Genomic DNA, 17,297 nt, shown 5'->3' on the forward strand with positions numbered 1-17,297 from the left:
CACCTCGATGCCGTTGGCCGTGGCGCGGTTGGACAGGATCACCGCATCGGGGCCCTGCTCGTCGCGGACCATGCGCAGCGCGGTGCGCATGTCGGGGGCGAGGAAGCGTTTGATTCGCATGGCGGTGGACTCAGGAGGCGGGAACGAAAAGCGGGGATGGGGAATGGGGGAAGTGGGTGGCGTCAGCCCGTGATGGGCTTCGCCTTCGATTGCAATGGCCTGGTGTCATCAGTACTTCTCCGACGCGCATGGACTTTCGTTCCCTGTTTCCCTTTCCCGCTCTTTCATTGCTGCTCCCGCCTCACCCGATCGCCCCCACTACCCGCAACCGCTTGTCCTCCGGCACCTCGCCGTAGGCCAGGACCGACAGCGACGGAATGCTGTGGCGGACCAGGCGGGCGATGGAGGCACGGATCCCGCCGGGGACCAGCAGCACCGCGGGTTCGCCGCGGCTCTCCTGGCGGGTCACGCACTCGTTGAGGTTCTGGTGAAGACGCTCGGCGAGTCCGGGTTCCAGCGCGGCACCCCTGGCCACTGACGGAGTCCTGCAACACCCGTTCCAGCGCCGGTGCCAGGGTGAAGACGGGAAGCTCGTCGGCCAGGCCGTTGAGTTCCTGGACGATGAAGCGGCCCAGTGCGGTACGCACCGCGGCGGTGAGCAGGGCCGGGTCCTGCGAATGCGTGCCGTGTTCCAGCAGCGCTTCCACGATCTGGCGCATCTGCCGGACAGGCACGCGCTCGGCCAACAGGGTCTGCAGCACCTTCACCACGACCGACAGCGGCAGCAGCTTGGGTGTCAAATCCTCGACGAGCTTGGGTGCGCTGCGTCCAAGGGCCGACAGCAGATGCTGCACTTCCTCGTGGCCCAGCAGTTCGGTGGCGCGTTCGCGCACCAGGTGGGACAGGTGCGTGGCCACGACCGTGGCCGCGTCGACCACGGTGTAGCCCAGCGATTCGGCGTGGGCGCGCTGCGTGGGCATGATCCACACGGCATCCAGGCCGAAGGCCGGATCCTTGCCGGGGATGCCCTCGAGCTGGCCGAAGACGCGGCCCGGGTCGAGTGCCAGCTCGCGGTCGGCGTGCAACTCGCCGCTGGCGATCGGCACGCCGTGGACGAGAACGCGATACTGGTTCGGCGCCAGCTCCAGGTTGTCGCGCACGTGCACGGCCGGAATCAGGAAGCCCAGATCCTGGGTCAGCTTGCGGCGCACGCCCTTCAGGCGCGGCAGCAGCTGTCCACCCTGCGCCTTGTCGACGAGCGCGATGAGGCGATAGCCCACTTCCAGTGCCAGCGGATCCACGGGGCGGATCTCGTCCCAGCCCAGTTCCGCAACGGCGGTCGATTCGACCCCGCCTGCCTCGGTAGTCGTCTCGCCCGGTTGTTCGGCCTGGAGCGCGCGCTTGCGCAGCTGCCACGCCGCGTATCCCAGGACCGCGGCGAGGATCAGGAAGGGAAGATTCGGCATGCCCGGCACGATGCCGATCAGGCCCAGCAGGACGGCGGCGACGGTGAGCGCGCGCTGATGGCCGAACACCTGCTTGGAAACCGCCGCACCCATTTCCTGCTCGCCGGTGGAGCGGGTCACCAGCATCGCCACGGCGGTGGCGATCAGCAGCGCCGGCAGCTGCGCGACCAGGCCGTCGCCGATTGCGAGCATGGTGTAGGTCTTCACGGCATCGCCGAACGACATGTCGTGCTGGAGCATGCCGATGAGCATGCCACCGACCATGTTGATCACCAGGATCAGGATGCCGGCGACGGCGTCGCCGCGGACGAACTTGCTGGCGCCGTCCATGGAGCCGTAGAAGTCAGCCTCGTCGCGCACTTCCTGGCGGCGGGCCTTGGCGTCCTCGCGGGTCAGCAGGCCGGCGTTGAGGTCGGCGTCGATCGCCATCTGCTTGCCGGGCAGGGCGTCGAGGATGAAGCGGGCCGATACTTCGGAGATGCGGCCGGCGCCCTTGGTGACGACGACGAAATTGACGATGGTCAGGATCGCGAACACGACGATGCCGACGGCGTAGCTGCCGCCAATCACGAACTGGCCGAACGATTCGATCACGTGGCCGGCCGCGCCGGGGCCTTCGTGACCGTGCAGCAGCACCACGCGGGTGGAGGCGACGTTCAGCGCCAGTCGCAGCAGCGTCACCATCAGCAGCACGCTGGGGAAGATGGAGAATTCCAGCGGCCGGCGCACGTACACCACCGCCAGCATCACCACCAGCGACAGCGCGATGTTGATGGTGAACAGCCCGTCCAGGACGATCGGCGCCAGCGGCACCATCACCATGGCCAGCATGGCCAGCATGACCAGGGGCGCGGCGGCCCCGTTGCGAAGGTTCGAGGCGATGCGGCCGGGCGTCATCGGGCCCGGCGCCGACCTGCCCGGAGTCAGGCCTCCGGCGGTGCTCATGGCGTCGGCTTGTTGACGGGGTCGGGCGCGCCCTCGGCGCCGACGTCGATGTCGGCCAGGTTCGGCATGGGGCCGCGCCCCGGCACCCAGGCACGCAGCTGGTACACGTAGGACAGCACTTGCGCGACGGCGGCGTAGAGTTTCACCGGGATTTCCTGGTCGACCTTGGCCTGCCTATACAAGGCGCGTGCCAGCGGCGGCGCCTCGATCACGGCCACGCGGTGCTGCTGCGCGGCGGCGCGGATGGCCAGCGCCAGTTCGTCGACGCCCTTGGCCACCACGACCGGGGCGCGGGTCTTGCCCGCCGTGTATTTGAGGGCCACCGCGTAGTGGGTCGGGTTCATCACGACCACGTCGGCGGTCGGCACCGCTTCCATCATCCGGCGGCGCGACATCTCGCGGGCCACCTGGCGCACGCGGGCCTTCACTTCCGGGTTGCCCTCCTGTTCCTTGGCCTCGTCGCGCAGCTCCTGCTTGGTCATCTTCAGCTTGCTGCGGTACTGGAAGTGCTGCCAGGGCACATCGATCGCCGCCAGCGCGCCGAGCGCGCCGACCATAGCCAGCAATGCCCACAGGGTGAGGTCGACGCCCTGCGCCACGGCGGCTTCGAGCGAGGCACCCGGCATCGCCAGCAACGAGGTGAAGGCGCGATGCACCACCCAGGCGCCGATGCCGCCGATCAGCAGCACGCGCAGCAGCGAGCGCAGCAGTTCGGCCAGGCTTTCCTTGCCGTACATGCGCGCCAGGCCGCGACCGGGGTTGAGGCGGTTGAAATCCGGGGTCAGCGACTTGCCGGCAAAACGCAACCCGCCCATCACCATCGGTGCCAGCACGCACGCCGCCAGAGCGGCGAACACCAGCGGCAGCATCGGCCGCACCAGGCCGCCCATCAGGGACGCGGCGTGCGGGATCAGGCGGTCTGGTGCATCCAGCAGGGCGCGGTCGAAGCTCAGCGCGTCGCGCATCCAGCCGCGCGAAGCATCGCCGAGATTACTGGCGGTGGCCTTGAGCGCGATCACGGCGCAGCCCAGTACCGCCACGTTGGCCAGTTCACGCGAACGCGGGACGTCGCCGCGTTCGCGCGCCTCGCGCAATCGTTTTTCTGATGGGGCTTCGGTGCGGTCTTCCTGGTCTTCGGCGCTCATCTGGCGTTCCTCAGCCCGTCAGGCCGCGGGCGGCGGAGAAGGCGTCGTCGAACAGGCCCTGCACGGGTCCCTGTAGTTCAGTGGCCAGCAGGCAAAGCAGGACGAGTCCGACGAGCAGGGCGACCGGCAGGCCGATGGCGATCGGATTGAGTTGCGAGGCGGCGCGCGCGAGTACGCCGAAGGCGATGTTCACCGCCAGCAGCGCCATCATCACCGGCAGCGCCAGCAGGACGCCGGCACGCAGGCAGTGACCAAAGAACGCCGGCACGGCGCCCAGCAGCGCCAGCGGATCGGGCAGGGCGGCACCGACCGGCACACCGCCGTAGCTGCCGGCCAGCAGTTCGACCAGGGCCAGGTGCCCGTCGAGGGTGAAGAACAGCAGGCCGAACACCAGGTAGAACCATTGCGACAGCACCGGCGACGATGCGCCGCTGAGCGGATCGGCCAGCGTGGCGAACGACAGCCCCATGCCCTGCGAAACGAGTTCACCGGCCAGCTGGCCTGCTTCGAAAGCCAACCGCAGCATCAGGCCGATCGAGATGCCGACGGTGAATTCGCGCACCACGCCCAGCACGGTGGCCGCATCGACACCCATCGGCGGTGGCGCGGGCAGCACGGTGGACATCGCGGCCGACAGCGCCAGGGTCAGGATCAGCCGCGCCCTTGCCGGCATCGTCTGCCCGCCCATCACCGGCAGCACCTGCACGGCCGCGCCGATGCGCAGGGCGTACCAGAGCACGGTGCCCAGCATCGCGAACAGGTCGACGCCGCTGGCGGTGGTGAGGGTGACGGTGTCCATGCTGCGTTCGTCCTGCAACCGCTGTGCCAGAGAAGGCGGGCGCGTGCGGCGCGATCAACCCTCATTGCCGCAAATTGGTCGCGCTGGTCGTCCAGGCGACTTTCGCGAAGGGCTGGGTGAGCAGAGTCACTGAATCCCCGCGTGCGCGGGGATGTCGGGAAGTGGGGCCCCCGCGGGGCGCGGCTCAGCCGATCAGGTGCGGAATGCGCTGGAACAGTTCGGCGGTGAAACTCACCAGCCGGCCCAGCAGGAAATGCCCGGTCAGCGCCAGCGTGGCGATCAGCGTGATGGCCTTCACCACGAAGGCGATGGTGGGTTCATTGATCTGCGTGGCGGCCTGCAGGATGCCGACGATCACGCCCACCGCCAGCACCGCCAGCAGCGGCGGTGCGCCGAGCGTGAGGGCCAGTTGCAGGCCGCGCGCGATTTCGCCCAGGGCGACTTCAGGAGTCATCGTTGCGCCCCTAGACCGGATTGAAGCTGGCGGCCAGCGAGCCCACGACCAGGACCCAGCCGTCGACGAGCACGAACAGCAGGATCTTGAACGGCGCGGACACCAGCATCGGCGAGAGCATCATCATGCCCATCGACATCAGGACGCTGGCCACGACCAGGTCGATGATCACGAAGGGGATGTAGATCAGGAATGCGATTTCGAACGCGGTCTTGAGTTCGCTGGTGAGGAACGACGCGGCGAGCACGCCGAAGGGCACGTCCTGCGGCGTCGCGTACGGGCCGGTGTGCGAAAGCCCGGCGAAGGTCATCAGGTCGTTCTGCCGGACCTGGGCGAGCATGAAGCCACGAAACGGCTCGGACGCGAGTGACCACGCCGTCTTGAAGTCGATCTGATCGTCGAGATATGGCGCGATGCCCTGCGCCCATGACTGGTCGAACACCGGCATCATGATCATCGATGTGAGGAACAGCGCCAGCGCCAGCAGCACCTGGTTGCCCGGTGTCTGGCCGGTGCCCAGTGCCTGCCGCAGCAGGCCGAGCACGATGATGATGCGCGTGAATGCGGTCAGCCCGAGCAGCGCGGCCGGCAGGAAGGTGATGCCCGTCATCAGGGCGAGCACCTGCAGCGGCATGCTCACTGGCTGGCCGCCGACCTGGCCGACCTTGACCGAAGGCAGCGGCTGCGAAGGCGTCGCGGCATCGGGCGCAGCCGGCGTGGTCGCCTGCGCGAGGGGCGCCCGCGGAGCGGCCGGCGCCGTGGCCTGCGCGAACGCGGCCCCGGTGGTAACCGTCAGCGCCGCGGCCAGCAGCACGCGGGTGGCCCAGCGGCGAAGGGTTGATAGCCGCGAAGTCATGCTTTCTTTCCGAAGTGCTGCGCCAGCAGTTGGGCGAAGGCGGGAGTGGCCGCCGGAGCCGGTGTGGGCAGGGGCTGTTCGAGCGTATGCAGCGTGCGCATGCCACCGGCGCCCACGCCGATGAGCAGCTGGGTCTCGCCGACGGCGACGACGACCACGCGTTCGCGCGGGCCCAGCGAGAGCGAGCTCACGACCCGCAGCGCGTTGGTGTTGCCCGCGCCGCGGAAGCCGGGCAGGCGCCTGGCGATCCAGCCGAGCGCGAGGATCAGGCCGACGACCAGCACCAGCGCGAGCACGGCGCCGCCGATGCTGCCAGCCGTGGCCGGCGACTGCACCGGCGTGGAAGATTTGGCGACGGTGGCGACGGTGCCGGGACGGCCCGCGACAGCAGGGGCCTGCGTCGTCGTGGTGGCGAGGACCTTGTCCTGCTTGGCGGTCGTGGCCTGCTCGCCCTCGGCGGGCGCCTGGGTGGCAAAGGCCTCCGCGGCCGTCACCCGGGCCGACGCGGGTGCGGCGGGCTGCAGGTCGGCGGTCTGCAATTCGGCTCGCTTTGAATCGGCACTCTCTGAGTCGGCACTCTTTGAACCGGCACCGTTCGAATCGGCACCGTTCGAATCGGCACCCTGTGCGGCTGCACTGCCCGCGACAACTGCCTGCAGGCCCGTGACCGTGGTGGAGACCGGCGCGGTGCCGGCCGACAGGTCCGCCGGCGGCTGCACCGGCAATGCGGCCGCGAGCACCTGCGCGCGTGAAGCGTGTGCGCTCATCGCAGCCTCTTGATCCGCTCGGCCGGGCTCACCACGTCGGTCAGGCGAACGCCGAAGCGGTCGTTGACCACCACCACTTCGCCCTGGGCGATGAGGGTGCCGTTGACGTACACGTCCAGCGGCTCGCCGGCGGCGCGATCGAGTTCGACCACCGAGCCCTGGTTGAGCTGCAGCAGGTTGCGGATCGGGATGCGCGCCCGGCCGACCTCCAGCGAGAGCGACACCGGTACGTCCAGGATAACGTCCAAGTTGAGGTCGCCCCCGGGGCCCATGGCATCGGCGGTCAGCGGATCGAAGGCGGCGCGGGCCGCGGCAGAGTCGGATGCGTTCATGGGATCGCCGTCAGGGATTCGAAGGAAGAAGTGGAGGTGCGCGCAGCGTTGACCTGCGTGACCTTGATGGCATTGCGGCCGTTGTGGGTGCCGAACTCGCCGGCGAACATCGGCATCTGCTCGACCTGCACCTGCACGACGGGCAGCAGGTCGATCGGGATGATGTCGCCCACGCGCAGGTTGGACAGTTCGCGCAGGCTGATCTGCCGCCGCGCGATCGCCGAGCTGACCTCGACTTCCGCGTCCTGCAGCTGCACCCGCATGGCCCGCGTCCAGCTCTCGTCCTTCTCGATGCGGTCGCTCTGCACGCCGGCGTCGAGCTGCTCGCGGATGGGTTCGAGCATCGCGTAGGGAATGGCCACGTGCAGCTCGCCGCCGCCGCCTTCCAGTTCGACGTGGAAGCGGCTGACGACGATGTAGTCGCGCGGACTGATGATGTTGGCGAAGTGCGGGTTGATCTCGGAATTCAGGTATTCGAATTCGACCGGCATCACCGGGGCCCAGGCCTCCACCAGGTCGGAGAAGGTCTGCTTGAGCAGCAGCTGGATCACCCGCATCTCGGTCGGCGTGAACTCGCGCCCCTCGATCTTGGCCGGGTACTTGCCCGCGCCGCCGAAGAAGTTGTCGACCACGGTGAAGACCAGGCGCGGTTCGTAGGTCACCAGCGCCGTGCCGCGCAGCGGCTTCATCTTCACCAGGTTGAGGTTGGTGGGGACCTGCAGCGAGTGCATGTACTCGCCGAAACGGACCAAGTCGATGCCGCGCACGGACAGGTCGGCCGAGCGGCGCAGCAGGTTGAACAGACCGATACGCCAGGTGCGGGCGAAACGTTCGTTGATCATCTCCAGCGTGGGCAGCTTGCCCCGGACGATGCGGTCCTGGCTGGCGAAGTCGTACTGGCGTGCCTCGCCCGGCGCCGGCGGCGGTTCGGTCTCCACCGCACCGCTGTCGACGCCGTGGAGCAGGGCATCGATCTCGTCCTGCGAGAGGAGGTCGGCGCCCATCATCACTGCGTCACCAGGCTGGTGAAGATGACCGCTTCGATCTTGTCGGCGGCCGCTTCCTGCCGCAGCACCTGCCGCACTTCGGTCAGCGCGCTGGCCTGCAGCCGCTCCTTGCCGCTGCGCTGGCCCAGCTGCGCGCTCGACTGCTGTCCGAACAGCAGCAGCAGCCGGTTGCGGATCGCCGGTGCGTGCTGCTCGAGCGCGGTGCGGGTATCGGCGTCGCGGGTCACCAGCTGGACGTCGGCCTGCAGGTAGCGGACGGAGTCGTCGTCGGTCAGATTGACCACGAACGCCGGCTCCAGCGCGAAATATTGCGCTGGCGAACGGACGGGACCGGCCTTCTTCTGCACGGCATGCGTGGCGTTCTGCCGCGCCTGCCACCACCACCAGCCGCCGCCGCCCGCGCCGCCGAGGACGCAGACCGTGACGATGACCCACAGCAGCTTGCGCCCCTTTTTTTTCGGCGTGGTCTTGGCGGTGGCTTCAGCGGTCGAGGACACGTACGGGCACTCCGGCGGGGCGATGCCGGATCAGTGCAAGCCGCGTGCCTGCAGACCCGCCGGGGTTTTGACGTGAAACTGAAGCGGGGAGCGCCGGTTGCTTGACGGCGCTGGACCGCGCGATTCGGACTGCTCCAGGACAGTACGATCCGGGACCCCACCGATCCAGGCGGCGCGATGTTCGGCGGCGTGATCGTCACGACGCGGTTGTTGACCGCGCCCCGCCGGCCTCAGGCGTACTCGTCGAGCAGGCCGCGCCGATGGATCGCGCTGGCGGCCGCTGTACCCGCGATGTCCTCGCGCTCGCCATGCGGATCGGAGCCGTCGGTCCGGAAGGCTGCCGCCTGGCCGGAGGGCGCTCCCTAGGATTGCCGTTGCCCAACGTCCGCCTGCCCCAGCTGGAGGCCGTGCTGGCCTAGCAGTTCGCGCAGTCGCGGTACGCTGGCTTCCAGAGCGGCCCGGACTTCGACGTGGGTGCTGTGGAACTGGGCATCCACGCGCGAGCCATCCAGTTGCAGGCTCACTTCGATCGGGCCGAGGTGTTCGGGATTGAGGCGGATCTGCGCCTGGCCCAGGCGCTGCTCGGCCATCCAGGCGATGCGGGCGCCGAATCCGTCTTCGAAGCCGGCGTCGGGATCGGCGGGCACGGGCAATGGGGCAGACACCGCGGTCGCTTCGCGTGCGGGCGAGGGCGCCGCCGTCCCGCCGACGCCGGACAGGAATCCGTCGAATGCCGAGGCGGCGTCACTGCTGCCCGACGTCGCCGTGCCGGCATCTACCAGGCCCGTCTCCGTCGCGCCGGCGGGCAGGGTGCCGAGGACCGTTGCCGCCCCGACGTCCGAAGCCGGTCCCGCCGCCGTCAGAGTCAGCGTCGGCAGAAACGGTGCGTCGAACGCGCCCGTTTGGCCTGCCGTGGTGGCCGCCACGGGACCCGGTGAGGTCGCTGCGCTGCCCGCGCCTGGCGTTGCGCCAGACGCGGTCGCGGGAACGGCCGCTGCGGGAACCGCGGCCGCGGGCAGGGCCCATGCGCCGGCCAGCAGGGCCAGCAACTGTTCGGGCGTCGCCGCTGCCGGCGCCGCTTCGGATGTCGGGGGTTCTGGTGCCGCCACGGTGGGTGCGGCCGCGGGCGGAAGTCCCTGCGCCGGAGGCGCAAGCAAGGCGTCGAAGGCGCTGCCGTCGGGCGCTGCGTTGGCGGGCGCATCCGGGCGGGCCATGCCTTTCAGACCGGTCGCGGGAGCGTGGGCGGGCGCGGCGTTTGTTGGCGCGGCCGCCTCACCCTGGGCCGACGCGGCCGGACCGGCGGGACGGGGCGGCGCCGGCACGGCGGCGGGAGCACCCGGCAGCGTGGCATTGCCGGCCATCACGGCGTCGGTTCCTTGTCGGCGGTGCCGGTGAGTTCCGGCCCGCGCCTGCGCGCACCGAGGTCGTCGAGCTCGCGCTGGACGCGCTGGTCGGCCTCGCGCGTCTCGCGGGCCTTGTAGCTGTCGGACAACTGCTCCAGCACCTTGGTCTCGCGGCTGGCCAGCATCAGGCGCATGCGTTCCACGTCGCTGAGCTGGCGGTTGTGGTCGACGATGCCGGCCTGCTGCACGACGGCCGCGTTCAGCCGCTCGCGGAAGGCCAGGCGGTTCACCAGCAGCGCGGGCGTCGTCGTGGCAACCGGCGCGGCGGCGTATTCCTCGGCGTAGCGGCGCAGCGCTTCCAGCCGCTCCTGCTGCTCGGCCAGCTGGCGGTCGCGCTCGGCCACCTCGCGGGCGGCGGTGTCCTGGCGCTGCTGCACCACCTTGAGCAGGGGATCGAGACGTCGCGAACGCATCGGGTCAGGTCTCCGCGGGAGGCGTCATCAAAGGGAGGTTTCGTCGAGCAGGCGCGCCAGGGCGGCGCGGCTGGCTTCGACATTGGCGGCCTGCGCGACATCCTGGCCGAGGAACTGCTGGATCGCCGGCCACCGCGCCATGGCTTCGTCGACCGCCGGGTCGCTGCCGCGCTGGTAGGCGCCGATGGCGATCAGGTCGCGCTGCGCGCTGTAGGCGGCCATCAGCCGCTTGAGCTTGCGGATGCGCTCGCGCCACGGTGCATCGGTGATGTCCTGCATGACGCGGCTGACCGACACCTCGATGTCGATCGCCGGGTACTGGCCGGCGTCGGCGATGCGGCGGGTCAGCACGATGTGGCCATCCAGGATCGCGCGAGCGGCATCGGCGATGGGCTCCTGCTGGTCGTCGCCCTCGGTGAGCACCGTGTAGAAGGCGGTGATCGAGCCCAGGCCGTCGGCGCCGTTGCCGGCGCGCTCCACCAGCCCGGGCAGCTTGGCGAAAACCGAAGGCGGATAACCGCGGGTGGTCGGTGGTTCGCCCACCGACAAACCGATCTCGCGCTGGGCATGGGCGAAGCGGGTGAGCGAATCCATCAGCAGCAGCACGTGCAGGCCCTGGTCGCGATACCACTCGGCGATCGCGGTCGCGCGCAGGGCGCCGTGCAGGCGCGCCAGCGGCGGCCGGTCGGCGGGCGCGGCCACGACGACCGAGCGGCGCAGGCCTTCCTCGCCCAGCGTGCTCTCGACGAAATCGCGTACTTCGCGGCCGCGTTCGCCGATCAGCCCCACGACGATCACGTCGGCGGCGGTGTAGCGGGTCATCATGCCCAGCAGGGTGGACTTGCCCACGCCCGAGCCCGCGAACAGGCCCACGCGCTGGCCGCGGCCGATCGGCAGCATGGCGTTGATCGCGCGCACGCCGACGTCGAGCGAGCGGGTGATGGGTTCGCGCATCAGCGGATTGATCGGGGTGCCGGCCAAGCCCACGAAGTGTTCGGCGCGCACCGGGCCGCGACCGTCGAGCGGCACGCCGTCGTTGTCGATCACGCGGCCCAGCAGTCCCTCGCCCACGGCGACTTCACCGCGACGCTGCGTCGGCACGACGCGGGCATTGGGCAGCAGGCCTTCCAGGTTGGCGGTCGGCATCAGGAAGGTGCGGTCGCCGCTGAAGCCGACCACCTCGGCGTCGACCCAGCGGCCGCCGAAGGTTTCCACGCGGCAGCGCGAACCCATCGGGGCGCTGCAGCCGGAGGCTTCCAGGGTGAGGCCCACCGCGCGGCGCAGCACGCCTTCGCGCGCCAGGCCCGCCGATGGCGGCTGCGGATCGCGGGCGCGCAGCTGCGCGGCCAGGCGCAGGTTGCGCGCTTCCTGCCAGTGGGAGGCGGGCGTGGCGCTCATGGATTGCGGTCCGCGGGGCCCGCGGCCAGCGTGGCGTCGAGCACGCATTGCAGGCGCGCGGCCAGCGTGCCGTCGATGCGCACGCTTTCGCTGTTCAGGCGCAGCTCGCCGCGGCCCAGCGCCGCGTCGATGACCAGGCGCACGCCGTCCAGGCCGGCCAAGTGCGGGGCCAGCACGCCGAAATCGTCCGGATGCAGGCGCAGTTCCATTTCACGGCTGCCGCTGCCCACCGCGTCCAGCGCTTCGCGTACCAGGTCGGCCAGCAGCGTGGGATCGGCGTGGTATTCGCGGCCGAGCAGGGTGCCGGTGATGCGCACGGCCAAGTCGGCCAGCGCGTCGGCGACCTCGCCGTCCAGGCGCGCGAGCGGACGGGTGAAGCCGTCGAGGATGCCTTCGATCTGCGCGATCATCCGGCGCACTTCGCCCTGGCCGGCGGCCAGGCCTTCGGCGTGGCCACGCGCGAAACCCTCGGCATGCGCGGCCGCTTCCAGCGCCTGCAGTTCCTCCACGCTCGGCGGCGAGGGCAGCGGCAGGTCCTGCATCGGCGTCGCCAGGCCCGGCGCCATCCAGCGCACGGCGGGACCGGTCGGGGCGAACGGATTGTCGGCGGCCAGCGCGCTCATACGAAGGCCTCGGCCTTCGCCGACAACTGGATCTCACCGCTCTCGGCCATCTTGCGCACGATGGCGAGGATTTCCTTCTGCGCGGCTTCGACTTCGACCAGGCGCACGGGACCGCGAGCCTCCATGTCCTCCAGCAGGATCTCCGCGGCGCGCTGGGACATGTTGGTGGTGACCTTCTCCTTGACCTTCGCATCGGCGCCGCGCAGGGCAAGCGCCAGGCGCTCGCTGGGCACGTCGCGCAGCACCGACTGCATGGCGCGGTCGTCCAGGTCGGCCAGGTTGTCGAAGACGAACATCAGGTCGCGGATCCGGCCGCCCAGTTCGCCGTCGATCTCGCCGATCGAGCCCAGGATCACTTCGTCCTGGCCCGAATCCATGAAGTTGAGGATGTTGGCGGCGACCTTGATGCCGCCGACCGACGAGGACTTGATGTTCTGGCTGCCGGCGAACTGGCGCTGCATCACGTCGTTGAGTTCGTTGAGCGCGTGCGGCGGAATGCCGTCGAGCGTGGCCAGGCGCAGCAGGACGTCCACGCGCACGCGATCGGCCAGGCACTTGAGCACTTCGGCGGCCTGGTCGCTGTCCAGGTGGGCCATGACGATGGCGATGATCTGCGGATGCTCGTTGCGCACCAGTTCGGCGATCGCCCTGGGCTCCATCCACTTGAGCGAATCCAGGCCCGAGGTGTTGCGGCCCATCAGGATGCGGTCGATCAGGCTGCTGGCGCGTTCCTCGCCCAGCGCCTGGGTGAGCACGGCGCGCACGTATTCGTCGGCGGCCGAACCCGATACGCCGGGCTGGGCCAGCGTGTCGACGAAGTCGTCGAAGACATGGGCGACCACGTCGCGCGTCACGCCACCGACCGAGGTCATGGCCACGCCGAGCTTCTGCACTTCCTTGGCGCCCATGTGCTTGAGCACCTCGGCGGCCTGCGCCTCGCCGAGCGAGAGCAGGACGATCGCGGCGCGCTGCACGCCGGACAGGACGGCGGGATCAGCCATCGGCTTCCACCCATCCGCGTACGACCTGGGCCACGCGCTTGGCGTCGGTGTTGACCGCGGTGCGCGCGACCTCGAGCTTCTCGTCGAAATTCATGGCGGCCTGCTGCTGCGCGACAGCGCGTGGGGACTGCTGCGGAGAAAGCGACACCTGGATCTCCTCGTCCCGCTCGACCAGTTCCACGGCGGTCTGCACACGCTTGCGCGGTGACAGGAGCGCGCGGAAGGCGGGGCGAAGCACCGTGAAGATCAGCACGAGCACGGCCAAGCCGCCCAGGATGGTGCGAAGCAGGTCGCGGGCCCGCGGGTGCTCCCAGATCGGCGGAGAATCGGCCGCCGGATCAGCGTTCTCGCGGGCGAAGGGCGCGTTGACCACCGACACCACGTCGCCGCGCTGGCCATCGAATCCGATGGCCTGCTGGACGAGCGTCTCGATGCGCTTGAGCTCGGCCTCGTTGAGCGGCCGTGCGGCCGGCTTCTTGCCGGTCTCGCCGGCGGCCTGCGGCACGTTGTCCACCAGCACGGCCGCCGTGACGCGACGGATGCGGCCGGGCGCCTGGCGCGTATGCGTGAGCACGCGGTCCATTTCGTAATTGCGCACCGCGGTGCGGCTGCCGGGGCCGGAGACCGAGCTGGCCCCGGCCGGCGTGCCAGCGGCCGGAGCAGGCGCGGCGGCCGCGCCGGTGGCCGCGGCCGGTGCGGTGGTGTTGGCGGCGGTCGGGGAGTTGCTCGCACTGCCGGGCACCCCCTGCGCCGGGCCCGTGGCCGCTGCGCCGGCGGCGCCGAAGGTGCCTGACTCGGAGACCTGCTCGCTGCGCACCATCGCGCTCTGCGGGGCGTAACGCTCGCTGGCTTCCTCGGTCTGGTTGAAGTCCATGTCCACGCTGACCTGCGCGCTGACGCGTCCATGGCCCGTCATCGGTTCCAGCAGTTCCTGGATGCGCTGCACGTAGACCGCTTCCTGGCGGCGCTGCTGCTCGAACTGCCGGGCGCCCTGCGCGTCCTCGGCACTGGCCTCGTCGCTGGAGAGCATGCGTCCGAACTGGTCGACGACGGTGACCCGCTCGGGCGCGAGGTCGGGAATGCTGGAGGCCACCAGGTGCACGATGGCCTGCACCTGGCCCTGCTCGAGCGTGCTGCCGCTGCGCAGTTCCAACACGACCGAGGCGCTGGCCGGTTCGTTCTGTCGCGTGAAGGCGCTGGGCTTGGGCAGGGCCAGGTGGACGCGGGCCTCGCGGACGGGGCGCAGCGTGCTGATGGTGCGGGCCAGTTCGGTCTGCAGCGCCTGCTGGTAACGCGCGTTTTCGATGAACTGGCTGGTGCCGAAGCCCTGGTCGCCCTGCATGGATTCGAAGCCCACGCCCTTGTCGCCCTGCAGGCCGGCTTCGGCCAGCGCCATGCGCGCGGCGGCGACCTGGTCGGTGGGCACGGCCAGCGCGCCGCTGGCCGGATCGATGCGGAAGGGGATCTGCGCGCCGCGCAGCAGCTCGGAGGCTTCGTTGCTGGACTTGGCGTCCAGCCCGGCCTGCACCGGCACGTAGTCGGGCTTCTGCGTCCAGAAGAACAGCCACAGGCCCACGGCGATCGTGGCCGCCACCAGCGCGATCAGGCCCAGCTGGCGCACCGCGGGAATGTCCTGCAGGTAGCCCAGGTCGCGTAGGCCGTTCGGGGTGCCCTTGGGAAGTGCGATGACGCTCATGGGATCGAAGGCCGGGAACGGGGAACGGGGAACGGGGAAACAGCACGGATCGCGGGACGCGGGACAGCGCCGGCAGGCGGGTGCGGCAATGGATCAAATGTGCGCATCTGCTTCCGTCCCCCGTTCCCTGCTTTTCATCAGATCGGCATGTTCATGACGTCCTGGTACGCCTGCACCAGCCGGTTGCGTACCTCGACGGTGGCGCGGAAGGCGACCTGGGATTGCTGCATGGCCACCATCACGCGGGCCAGGTCCGCGCGCGGGTCGCCCAGTTCGAAGGCCTGCTGCAGTTGCGCGGCGTTGACCTGGGTCTGGTTGACCTTGTCGATCGCCCCGGACAGCGTCTGCTGGAAGCCCGACGTGCCGGCGCTGTTGCCGATCGCGCCCGGCGCCGTCCCCGACGGGCCGATCGCGGTGCCGGCCGGCACATCGCCCGCGCCGCGTGCGCGCATTTCATGCGCACGGATCTGGGAGAGGATCGAGGAGATGGCGTCGGTCATGGCGTGGTCTGCAACCCGGAGGGCTTGCGATGACTAGGCAAGAGCTGTGCCAGAAGCCTCATCCGGACGCCGCCGGAAATCCGCCACCCGCCGGTGTCAGAAGCCCGCCGCCTGCCCGGCGGAGGCCGCCCCCAGTTCGCCGGCGCCGCCTTCGCGGTCGATCCCGTACTTGCGCAGCTTTTCCACCAGCGTCGTGCGGCGCAGGCCCAGCAGCGGTGCGGCGTGCGCGACGACCCCCTGGGTCTGCGACAGCGCGGCGCGGATCAGTTCCAGTTCGATGCCGGCCATGTGGCCGCGCAGGTCGATCCCCTGCGGCGGCAGGGTGGCGTTGGGCGAGTACTTGGAGGGATCGATGGCGCTGGCGGCCTGGTGGGCCGGCAGTGCCGCGGTTACGCCCACGACCGGCTGGGGCAGGGCGATCTGCGTCGGTTCCGGTGGCGCGTCGAACAGGCCCATCGGCATCGACGCGCGGTAGCGCGCGGGCAGGTCGGCCGCGCGCACGACGCCGCCCGGATGCAGCACCGCCATGCGCTCGAGCAGGTTGCTCAGCTCGCGCACGTTGCCCGGCCAGCCGTAGTGCTGCAGGGCGACCACCGCATCGGCCGCGAGCGCGACCTGGCCGCGGCCGGCGCCGGCCAGCTGGCGGGTGATGGCGTCGATCAGGTCCGGCAGGTCGGCGGTGCGCTCGCGCAGGGCGGGCATTTCGATCGGAAAGACGTTGAGGCGGTAGAACAGGTCTTCGCGGAAGTGGCCTTCGCTGATGCGCTCTTCCAGGTTGCGGTGCGTGGCGGCGATGACGCGCACGTCGCAGCGGATGGTCTGGGTGCCGCCCACGCGCTCGAAGCAGCGTTCCTGCAGCACGCGCAGCAGCTTGACCTGCATCGGCAGGCTCATGTCGCCGATCTCGTCTAGCAGCAGCGTGCCGCCCTCGGCCATCTCGAAGCGGCCCTTGCGCTGGGTCAGCGCGCCGGTGAAGGCCCCCTTCTCGTGGCCGAACAGCTCGCTTTCCAGCAGGTCCGGCGGGATCGCGCCGCAGTTGATGGCGACGAATGGCCGCTCGCAGCGCGAGGAGCGCGCGTGGATGGACCGCGCGGCCACTTCCTTGCCGGTGCCCGACTCGCCCAGGATCAGCACGGTGGTGTCGTGCGGGGCGACCTGGTCGATCATGCGGTTGAGCAGCAGCACTTCGCCGCTGCGCCCGGTCGGCCCGATCTGCGGGATCTCGCGGCGCACGTCGTCGTCCAGGCGCTTGAGGCTGGCGCGGCGCAGGTGGTCCTGCAGTTGCGCGCGGCGGATCGGGTAGGCCAGCGGCCACACGCTCTGCGGGTGCAGGCACGGGCGCCAGGTCGCGTCGGCCGGCAGGCCGGGCAGCTCCATCACCGGCGGATGCAGGGATTCGCGGGCCAGCCATTGGCTGAAGGCCTGCCAGCCCGCGCCGTCGCCGATGTCGCCGACGATCACCGCCATCCAGTCGCTGCCGCGCGCACGCGTCAGGTCCAGGTCCGCGGCGTCGGCGGCGATGCGCGGGGTGAAGTCCATGAACTCGAGCAGGTTCGCCACGTGTTCGGCGCGCTTCATGTCCTGGTCGACGATCAGGATGCGGGACTCGCTCATGCCTTGTTCTCCTGCGCCAGCTTCTCGAGCATCGGCAGCACGTCGTGGATGTAGGAAAGCTTGCTTACGAAACCGTCGGCGCCGGCGCGCAGCGCATGGGCGCGGTGCTCGCTGTCGTCGAAATGGCTGGCGATCACGATGAAGGGCGGCAGGTCCTGCGCCTTGATCAGCCGGGTAGCCTGCAGGCCGCCCATCTCGGGCATCGCCAGGTCCATCAGCACGACGTCCGGGCACAGCGTCTCGCACTGCGCGATCGCCTCGATCCCGTTGGAGGCGGTGCCCACGACCTCCACCCAGTCCAGGCGGCGCAGGTGCCGCATGGCGGCGGAGATGAAGCCGGCGTGGTCATCGACCAGCAGTAGTTTGAGTTGGCGCATGGGA

The 17,297-nt window shown here is 70.1% G+C and carries 17 protein-coding genes and 1 pseudogene; all 18 read right to left on the reverse strand.

Annotated elements, in window-relative coordinates; genetic code table 11:
* Positions 1-301 precede the first annotated feature (301 nt).
* Positions 302-2,411 (reverse strand): annotated as a pseudogene (gene flhA / locus I8J32_RS12690) (flagellar biosynthesis protein FlhA).
* On the reverse strand, positions 2,408-3,556 hold the full coding sequence (flhB, locus tag I8J32_RS12695; RefSeq protein WP_200612751.1) for a flagellar biosynthesis protein FlhB: 1,149 nt from the start codon (positions 3,554-3,556) through the stop codon (positions 2,408-2,410). Before flhB ends, flhA begins: the two are co-directional and overlap by 4 nt.
* A gap of 10 nt (positions 3,557-3,566) precedes the next feature.
* Positions 3,567-4,355 (reverse strand): flagellar biosynthetic protein FliR, encoded by a 789-nt coding sequence (fliR, locus tag I8J32_RS12700; RefSeq protein WP_200612753.1) that lies wholly within the window; start codon positions 4,353-4,355, stop codon positions 3,567-3,569.
* A gap of 184 nt (positions 4,356-4,539) precedes the next feature.
* Positions 4,540-4,809: a flagellar biosynthetic protein FliQ gene (locus I8J32_RS12705; protein WP_200612755.1), complete on the reverse strand. Its 270-nt coding sequence runs from the start codon at positions 4,807-4,809 to the stop codon at positions 4,540-4,542.
* Positions 4,810-4,819: 10 nt separating this feature from the next.
* On the reverse strand, positions 4,820-5,665 hold the full coding sequence (fliP, locus tag I8J32_RS12710) for a flagellar type III secretion system pore protein FliP (protein ID WP_200612757.1): 846 nt from the start codon (positions 5,663-5,665) through the stop codon (positions 4,820-4,822).
* Positions 5,662-6,000: a flagellar biosynthetic protein FliO gene (gene fliO / locus I8J32_RS18110; RefSeq protein ID WP_407061028.1), complete on the reverse strand. Its 339-nt coding sequence runs from the start codon at positions 5,998-6,000 to the stop codon at positions 5,662-5,664. The genes fliP and fliO overlap by 4 nt, the downstream gene beginning before the upstream one ends.
* Positions 6,001-6,428: 428 nt before the next feature.
* Entirely contained in the window at positions 6,429-6,764 is a 336-nt protein-coding gene (gene fliN / locus I8J32_RS12720) for a flagellar motor switch protein FliN (RefSeq protein ID WP_200612761.1), read from the reverse strand.
* The gene (fliM, locus tag I8J32_RS12725) at positions 6,761-7,771 is read right to left on the reverse strand and encodes a flagellar motor switch protein FliM (RefSeq protein WP_200612764.1); all 1,011 of its coding nucleotides are present in this window, start codon (positions 7,769-7,771) and stop codon (positions 6,761-6,763) included. The genes fliN and fliM overlap by 4 nt, the downstream gene beginning before the upstream one ends.
* Positions 7,771-8,268, reverse strand: coding sequence for a flagellar basal body-associated FliL family protein (locus I8J32_RS12730; protein WP_200612767.1), 498 nt, complete (start codon positions 8,266-8,268; stop codon positions 7,771-7,773). The genes fliM and I8J32_RS12730 overlap by 1 nt, the downstream gene beginning before the upstream one ends.
* Positions 8,269-8,630: 362 nt before the next feature.
* The gene (locus I8J32_RS12735) at positions 8,631-9,629 is read right to left on the reverse strand and encodes a flagellar hook-length control protein FliK (RefSeq protein ID WP_207526603.1); all 999 of its coding nucleotides are present in this window, start codon (positions 9,627-9,629) and stop codon (positions 8,631-8,633) included.
* Positions 9,629-10,084, reverse strand: coding sequence for a flagellar export protein FliJ (gene fliJ / locus I8J32_RS12740; RefSeq protein ID WP_200612773.1), 456 nt, complete (start codon positions 10,082-10,084; stop codon positions 9,629-9,631). The genes I8J32_RS12735 and fliJ overlap by 1 nt, the downstream gene beginning before the upstream one ends.
* A 27-nt stretch (positions 10,085-10,111) precedes the next feature.
* Positions 10,112-11,482 carry a flagellar protein export ATPase FliI gene (gene fliI / locus I8J32_RS12745; RefSeq protein ID WP_200612776.1) on the reverse strand — a complete coding sequence of 457 codons (1,371 nt, stop codon included), beginning with the start codon at positions 11,480-11,482 and terminating at the stop codon, positions 10,112-10,114.
* On the reverse strand, positions 11,479-12,105 hold the full coding sequence (locus I8J32_RS12750) for a FliH/SctL family protein (protein WP_200612779.1): 627 nt from the start codon (positions 12,103-12,105) through the stop codon (positions 11,479-11,481). Before I8J32_RS12750 ends, fliI begins: the two co-directional genes overlap by 4 nt.
* The gene (gene fliG, locus I8J32_RS12755) at positions 12,102-13,088 is read right to left on the reverse strand and encodes a flagellar motor switch protein FliG (RefSeq protein WP_200613189.1); all 987 of its coding nucleotides are present in this window, start codon (positions 13,086-13,088) and stop codon (positions 12,102-12,104) included. The genes I8J32_RS12750 and fliG overlap by 4 nt, the downstream gene beginning before the upstream one ends.
* A gap of 10 nt (positions 13,089-13,098) precedes the next feature.
* Positions 13,099-14,802 (reverse strand): flagellar basal-body MS-ring/collar protein FliF, encoded by a 1,704-nt coding sequence (gene fliF / locus I8J32_RS12760; protein WP_200612781.1) that lies wholly within the window; start codon positions 14,800-14,802, stop codon positions 13,099-13,101.
* 137 nt (positions 14,803-14,939) lie between these two features.
* A complete protein-coding gene (fliE, locus tag I8J32_RS12765; RefSeq protein ID WP_200612784.1) occupies positions 14,940-15,302 on the reverse strand; it encodes a flagellar hook-basal body complex protein FliE in 363 nt (120 codons plus the stop codon).
* A 96-nt stretch (positions 15,303-15,398) separates the two neighbouring features.
* Positions 15,399-16,916 (reverse strand): sigma-54 dependent transcriptional regulator, encoded by a 1,518-nt coding sequence (locus I8J32_RS12770; protein WP_200612786.1) that lies wholly within the window; start codon positions 16,914-16,916, stop codon positions 15,399-15,401.
* Complete coding sequence (locus tag I8J32_RS12775) at positions 16,913-17,293, reverse strand: response regulator (RefSeq protein WP_200612789.1); 381 nt, start codon at positions 17,291-17,293, stop codon at positions 16,913-16,915. Before I8J32_RS12775 ends, I8J32_RS12770 begins: the two co-directional genes overlap by 4 nt.
* Between the last annotated feature and the right edge of the window lie 4 nt (positions 17,294-17,297).

Origin of the sequence: Lysobacter solisilvae, assembly GCF_016613535.2 — a bacterium.
GTDB lineage: Bacteria > Pseudomonadota > Gammaproteobacteria > Xanthomonadales > Xanthomonadaceae > Agrilutibacter > Agrilutibacter solisilvae.

Bases quoted from the DNA above. Each gene is read 5' to 3' on its own strand.
- I8J32_RS12705 (WP_200612755.1), bottom strand. From the start codon at position 4,809: ATGACTCCTGAAGTCGCCCTGGGCGAAATCGCGCGCGGCCTGCAACTG.
- fliE (WP_200612784.1), bottom strand. From the start codon at position 15,302: ATGACCGACGCCATCTCCTCGATCCTCTCCCAGATCCGTGCGCATGAA.
- fliN (WP_200612761.1), bottom strand. From the start codon at position 6,764: ATGAACGCATCCGACTCTGCCGCGGCCCGCGCCGCCTTCGATCCGCTG.
- I8J32_RS12770 (WP_200612786.1), bottom strand. From the start codon at position 16,916: ATGAGCGAGTCCCGCATCCTGATCGTCGACCAGGACATGAAGCGCGCC.
- I8J32_RS12775 (WP_200612789.1), bottom strand. From the start codon at position 17,293: ATGCGCCAACTCAAACTACTGCTGGTCGATGACCACGCCGGCTTCATC.
- fliF (WP_200612781.1), bottom strand. From the start codon at position 14,802: ATGAGCGTCATCGCACTTCCCAAGGGCACCCCGAACGGCCTACGCGAC.
- I8J32_RS12735 (WP_207526603.1), bottom strand. From the start codon at position 9,629: ATGGCCGGCAATGCCACGCTGCCGGGTGCTCCCGCCGCCGTGCCGGCG.
- I8J32_RS12750 (WP_200612779.1), bottom strand. From the start codon at position 12,105: ATGAGCGCGCTGGCCGCCGACAATCCGTTCGCCCCGACCGGTCCCGCC.
- flhB (WP_200612751.1), bottom strand. From the start codon at position 3,556: ATGAGCGCCGAAGACCAGGAAGACCGCACCGAAGCCCCATCAGAAAAA.
- fliR (WP_200612753.1), bottom strand. From the start codon at position 4,355: ATGGACACCGTCACCCTCACCACCGCCAGCGGCGTCGACCTGTTCGCG.
- fliJ (WP_200612773.1), bottom strand. From the start codon at position 10,084: ATGCGTTCGCGACGTCTCGATCCCCTGCTCAAGGTGGTGCAGCAGCGC.
- fliP (WP_200612757.1), bottom strand. From the start codon at position 5,665: ATGACTTCGCGGCTATCAACCCTTCGCCGCTGGGCCACCCGCGTGCTG.
- fliM (WP_200612764.1), bottom strand. From the start codon at position 7,771: ATGATGGGCGCCGACCTCCTCTCGCAGGACGAGATCGATGCCCTGCTC.
- fliI (WP_200612776.1), bottom strand. From the start codon at position 11,482: ATGAGCGCCACGCCCGCCTCCCACTGGCAGGAAGCGCGCAACCTGCGC.